The organism is Salinivibrio sp. IB282, from assembly GCF_001995685.1.
Taxonomy (GTDB): domain Bacteria; phylum Pseudomonadota; class Gammaproteobacteria; order Enterobacterales; family Vibrionaceae; genus Salinivibrio; species Salinivibrio kushneri.
In genome coordinates this window covers 1-5,869 of sequence record NZ_MUET01000105.1, presented here as the reverse complement: position 1 = coordinate 5,869, position 5,869 = coordinate 1, and the positions used below count along the sequence as shown (strand labels likewise).

The 5,869-nt window shown below is 50.4% G+C and carries 5 protein-coding genes; 4 read left to right on the top strand and 1 reads right to left on the bottom strand.

Features of this window, described 5'->3' with window-relative positions:
- From htpG to BZG14_RS14455, 4 genes are all read left to right on the top strand, one after another.
- On the top strand, positions 1–1,646 hold a 1,646-nt coding region (gene htpG / locus BZG14_RS14470; protein WP_077609059.1), incomplete at its 5' end, for a molecular chaperone HtpG.
- A gap of 157 nt (positions 1,647–1,803) precedes the next feature.
- Entirely contained in the window at positions 1,804–2,448 is a 645-nt protein-coding gene (gene adk / locus BZG14_RS14465; protein ID WP_069361392.1) for an adenylate kinase, read from the top strand.
- A 209-nt stretch (positions 2,449–2,657) separates the two neighbouring features.
- Positions 2,658–3,632, top strand: a complete 975-nt coding sequence (hemH, locus tag BZG14_RS14460; protein ID WP_077609058.1) for a ferrochelatase — start codon at positions 2,658–2,660, stop codon at positions 3,630–3,632.
- An 89-nt stretch (positions 3,633–3,721) separates the two neighbouring features.
- Positions 3,722–5,023, top strand: a complete 1,302-nt coding sequence (locus BZG14_RS14455; protein WP_069361394.1) for an inosine/guanosine kinase — start codon at positions 3,722–3,724, stop codon at positions 5,021–5,023.
- A 72-nt stretch (positions 5,024–5,095) separates the two neighbouring features.
- On the opposite strand, the gene BZG14_RS14450 is transcribed toward BZG14_RS14455, so the two are convergent.
- On the bottom strand, positions 5,096–5,869 hold a 774-nt coding region (locus BZG14_RS14450; protein WP_241824685.1), incomplete at its 5' end, for an asparagine synthase-related protein.

Below are 5,869 nucleotides of genomic sequence, written 5' to 3'. Positions count from 1 at the left end.
GTATTGGTATGAGCCGTGATGACGTCATCGCTAACCTCGGGACCATTGCCAAATCTGGCACGGAAGAGTTTCTTAAACAGCTTAACGAAGATCAAAGCAAAGACTCGAACCTGATTGGCCAATTCGGGGTTGGTTTTTACTCTGCCTTTATTGTGGCTGACAAGGTAACCGTGCGCACTCGCGCGGCGGGTCTTGCGGCCGACGAGGCAGTGCAGTGGGAGTCAACCGGTGAAGGTGAGTATACCCTAGAGCCTATCAGTAAAGCAGAGCGTGGCACTGAAATTACGCTGCATCTTAAAGACGACGAGAAAGAATTCCTCAATGATTGGCGTCTCCGTGAGGTGATCGGTAAATACTCCGACCATATCGGTATTCCGGTAGAAATGTGGACGCAAGAGAAAGACGAGGAAGGTAACGAGACGGGTGCAGGTAAGTGGGAACAAGTCAACAAAGCGCAAGCGCTTTGGACCCGCGCTAAGTCAGATATCTCGGCAGACGAATACAAAGAGTTCTATAAGCATGTGTCCCATGACTTCGCCGAACCGCTGACCTGGAGCCACAACCGCGTTGAAGGTAAAAACGACTACACCAGCTTGCTGTATATCCCGTCAAAAGCCCCATGGGACCTTTACAACCGCGAGCACAAACATGGACTGAAACTCTATGTACAACGCGTCTTTATCATGGATGATGCGTCACAGTTCATGCCAAGCTACTTGCGCTTTGTCCGTGGTTTGATTGACTCTAACGATTTACCGCTTAACGTCTCGCGTGAAATCCTGCAAGACAACAAGATCACGCAGTCACTGCGTGGTGCATGTACCAAGCGTGTGTTGTCGATGCTAGAAAAGCTGGCTAAAAACGATGCTGAAAAATATCAGACATTTTGGCGTGAATTTGGCTTGGTAATGAAAGAAGGGCCGGCGGAAGATTTTAGCAATAAAGAAAAAATTGCTGGCTTGCTGCGATTTGCCTCAACGCATGAAGACAGCGCTGAGCAGACCGTCTCCTTGGCCGACTACGTGTCGCGCATGAAAGAAGAGCAAGACAAGATCTACTATATCACCGCGGATAGCTACAATGCGGCCAAGCACAGCCCGCACTTGGAGCAGTTTAAAGCCAAAGGCATCGAAGTTATCTTGATGTATGACCGCATCGATGAGTGGTTGATGAGCTACCTGACCGAGTTTGATGGTAAGTCGTTCCAGGCAATCACCAAGGCAGACCTCGATCTGAGCCAATTCGATGATGAAGAAGCAAAAGCAGAGCGTGAAGAAACCGAAAAAGCCTTTGCGTCTGTGATTGAGCGCGTAAAATCGCACCTAGGTGAGCGTGTTAAAGATGTGCGTACCACCTTTAAGCTCTCTGGCACACCGGCGGTGGTAGTGACCGATCAGTTTGAGATGGGCACGCAAATGGCGAAGCTTCTGGAGGCGGCAGGTCAGCAAGCGCCTGATGTGAAGTACATCTTTGAACTGAACCCAGAGCACGATCTGGTTAAGCGCATGGCGGATGAGAGCGATGAGCAAAAATTCGGTACCTGGGTAGAAATGCTGCTGGGTCAAGCGATGCTGGCAGAGAAAGGCAGCATGGACGATCCGTCAGACTTCTTGGCCTCGGTCAACCAGCTTCTGACTAAGGTATAATCGACAGGCGATTGTCGAGACCACATACTGAATGACTATCGAACAAGCCCGGCCGGATTGCCGGGCTTGATAGCGTTTAGTTAAGCGTGTATGTTTCGTGTCTTTGCGAATATAGACGCAGTTTAACGAAACCTAAATAATCATAAAGGGGATCACTATGCGCATCATTCTGTTGGGTGCACCGGGCGCGGGTAAAGGGACGCAAGCGCAGTTCATCATGGAAAAATACGGGATTCCGCAGATTTCTACGGGTGACATGCTGCGCGCCGCGATTAAAGCGGGCACTGAGCTTGGTTTAAAAGCCAAAGCGGTTATTGATGCTGGCGAATTGGTGTCTGATGACATCATTCTTGGCTTGGTTAAAGAGCGTATCTCGCAAGATGATTGTGCCAACGGCTTCTTGCTAGATGGGTTCCCACGCACCATTCCTCAAGCTGATGGACTGAAAGAGATCGGTGTTGCGATCGATTACGTACTCGAATTCGACGTTCCGGATGACGTAATTGTTGAGCGTATGAGTGGTCGCCGTGCTCACCTTGCTTCAGGCCGTACTTATCACGTTGTTTACAACCCACCGAAAGTGGAAGGAAAAGACGACGTGACTGGCGAGGAGCTAGTGGTACGTGATGACGATAAAGAAGAGACAGTGCGCGCACGGTTGAATGTGTATCATAACCAAACCGCACCTCTGATTGCTTACTACAAAAAAGAAGCGGATGCTGGCAACACCCAGTTTGTGACCTTCGATGGTACACAAGCTGTGGAGCAGGTGAGCGTAGAGATCCAAAAGGTACTCGGCTAAACCGGCTTAAGGTGTCGCGCGTTTACGTGCTGACACAGGTTGTCATCGGTATTGCTGATAGTAGAAACCGGAGCTGACGATTAGTCGCTCCGGTTTTTTTGTGGCAAGCTATGCGTCATTCTCCAAACAATTTAATCAGATACGTTAAATTGGAAAGGTACAACAAAAATACTGGGCTCGTGGCCGAGCCAAAGCCAAGGACAACAAACATGACCGAAAAGCATAACCAAGTTGGCGTACTTCTGGTCAACCTGGGAACCCCAGATGCGCCTACTTCTTCTTCTGTAAAGCGCTTTTTATCTGAATTTCTGCATGATCATCGGGTGGTCGATTTAACGCGTTGGTTGTGGTGCCCACTGCTGCATGGTGTGATTCTCCCGGTACGCTCTCCCAAGGTGGCGAAGCTCTACCAAAGTGTTTGGATGGACGAGGGCTCACCGCTGATGGTATACGCCACACGCCAACGTGATGCCTTAGCCAACAAGTCGGGATTACCCGTTGCCCTAGGCATGACCTATGGTTCCCCGTCGATTACGGATGGTATAGAGAAACTGCAGCAACAAGGCTGCGAAAAGGTCATGGTTTTGCCCTTGTATCCGCAATACTCTGCGACCACCACCGCCGCGGTATTTGATAAAGTTGCCAAATCCCTCAAAGGACGCCCCTTGCTGCCTGAGCTTCGCTTTGTGCATCACTATCACGATCATCCAGCGTATCAATCCGCATTGGCAGACTCCGTGAGACGTCACTGGGATAAACACGGCAAGGGCGATCTCTTACTGTGTTCATACCATGGGATCCCGCAACGCTTTGCCGATAACGGCGATCCGTACCCGCAACACTGTGAACAAACCACAGCATTGTTGCAGGCGGAACTCGGGCTCCTCGATCAAGCGATCATGATGAGCTACCAATCGCGCTTTGGGCGTGAAGAATGGCTTAAGCCTTACACGGATAAAACCTTGGAAGCGCTGCCCGCGAAAGGGGTTAAAACCCTGGATATCATGACGCCAGCCTTTTCCTCTGACTGCTTGGAAACCTTGGAAGAAATTGCCGGTGAGTGTCGGGATATCTTTTTAGAAGCGGGTGGCGAAGCCTTCCGTTTTATCCCATGCTTAAACGACGATGAGGCGCATATTGAGTTAATGGCGACGCTGGTGGCAGAGCATACCCAAGGGTGGTAGACAGATAAAATTCGTTTCTCCAACGCTATGCAGGCGCAAATTCTGTGGTAGAATTCGCGCCTCCCTTCCATTAGCTAGTTACACGAACCATGAAATTTCCAGGACAACGTAAGTCTAAACACTACTTTCCGGTTCATGCCCGGGATCCTTTGCTTAACCCTGCCAGTGAGCGTGGCTTTAAACGCCCTCATGTGATTGGCATTGACCAAACCTTGGTGGATATAGAAGCAAAAGTGAGTGATGACTTCCTGGAGCGCTATGGTTTGAGCAAAGGCCACTCGTTAGTGATTGACGATGAACGCGCTGAAGCCTTGTATCAAGAGCTCAAAGACAATAACTTGGTGACGCATGAATTTGCGGGCGGCACCATTGGCAATACCTTGCACAACTACTCCGCTTTAGCGGACGACCAATCAATTCTGCTTGGCGTGATGAGTCAGGATATTCGCATTGGTAGCTACTCTTATCGCTATTTATGCAACACATCCAGCCGCATGGATCTCAACTATCTGCAACCTGTCCAAGGCCCGATTGGCCGTTGTTACGCGCTGATTGGCGATTGCGGTGAGCGTACCTTTGCTATCAACGAAGGCTTGATGAACCAGCTGCGTCCTGAGTCGATTCCGGAGCATATCTTTGAGCATGCGTCAGCCTTGGTTTTGACCGCTTATTTGGTTCGCTGCAAAGACGGTGATCCGATGCCGGATGCGACCATGCGTGCCATCGAGTATGCCAAAAAGCATAACGTACCCGTGGTGATGACGCTGGGTACCAAGTATGTGATTGAGCAAAATCCACAATGGTGGCGTGATTTTCTGGCTGAACACGTCAGTGTGGTGGCGATGAACGAAGATGAGGGCGAAGCGCTCACGGGTGAAAGTGACCCTCTGCTCGCGGCCGACGCCGCCTTACAATGGGTGGACATGGTGCTTTGCACCGCCGGCCCGATTGGCCTATACATGGCCGGCTACAGTGAAGACAAAGCCAAACGTGAAACGTCGCTACCGCTGCTACCTGGTGCGATTCCTGAGTTCAATATGTATGAGTTCAGCCGCCCAATGATCAAAGCCGATTGCGAAAATCCGATCAAAATTTACTCGCACATTGCGCCATACATGGGTGGACCAGAACGGATCAAAAACACCAATGGTGCGGGTGACGGTGCACTGTCTGCCTTGCTGCACGATATGTCAGCGAATCGTTACCACCGCGATAACGTGCCTAATTCGAGCAAACATCAGTACCCATTTTTGACTTACTCTTCGTTTTCTCAGGTGTGCAAATACGCTAACCGTGTTAGCTATGAGGTGCTGGCGCAGCACTCTCCGCGCTTGTCACGTGGCTTGCCGGAGCGCGAAGATAGCTTGGAAGAGGCTTACTGGGAACGTTAATCGCATTGCCCTAAACGATAAAAAAACCGCCAATTGCTGTTGGCGGTTTTTTATTATTGGTCGTGAGGGGGCTTATTGATACGCTTTTTCGTGTACGTTGCGGACCGCACGACCTGATGGATCAGCTTGGTTTTTGAACGATTCATCCCACTCAATCGCTTTGGCACTGGAGCAGGCGATCGACGGGCCACCAGGAACACACTTCGCGGCATCTTCCAGAGGGAAGAGTTCGGCGAAAATTTCACGATACATATACGCTTCTTTGGTCGTCGGCGTGTTGTATGGGAAACGGAACGCGGCGGTTGCTAACTGTTGATCGCTGACTTTTTCATCGGCAATGGCTTTTAAGGTGTCAATCCAGCCGTAACCGACCCCATCGCTAAACTGCTCTTTTTGACGCCATGCCACCGACTCTGGTAACAGATCCCCGAAGCACTCACGAATAATGTGTTTTTCCATTTTGCCGTCACCGCACATTTTATCGTCTGGCTTGATTTGCATCGCCACTTCCAAAAACTCTTTATCCAAGAAGGGCACACGCGCTTCAACGCCCCAGGCGGCCATCGATTTGTTTGCGCGGGCGCAATCAAACATGTTGAGCGCAAGCAGCTTGCGAACGGTTTCCTCGTGGAATTCTTGAGCGTTAGGCGCTTTGTGGAAATATAAGTAGCCGCCAAACACCTCATCGGCGCCTTCTCCTGAGAGCACCATTTTAATCCCCATCGCACGGATTTTACGTGACATCAGATACATAGGCGTTGATGCTCGGATAGTGGTCACATCATAGGTCTCGATGTGATACACCACGTCGCGGATGGCATCCAAGCCTTCTTGAATGCTGTAGGT

Coding starts and splice junctions, on each gene's coding strand:
- BZG14_RS14455 (WP_069361394.1), top strand. CDS start 3,722: ATGAAATTTCCAGGACAACGTAAGTCTAAACACTACTTTCCGGTTCAT.
- hemH (WP_077609058.1), top strand. CDS start 2,658: ATGACCGAAAAGCATAACCAAGTTGGCGTACTTCTGGTCAACCTGGGA.
- adk (WP_069361392.1), top strand. CDS start 1,804: ATGCGCATCATTCTGTTGGGTGCACCGGGCGCGGGTAAAGGGACGCAA.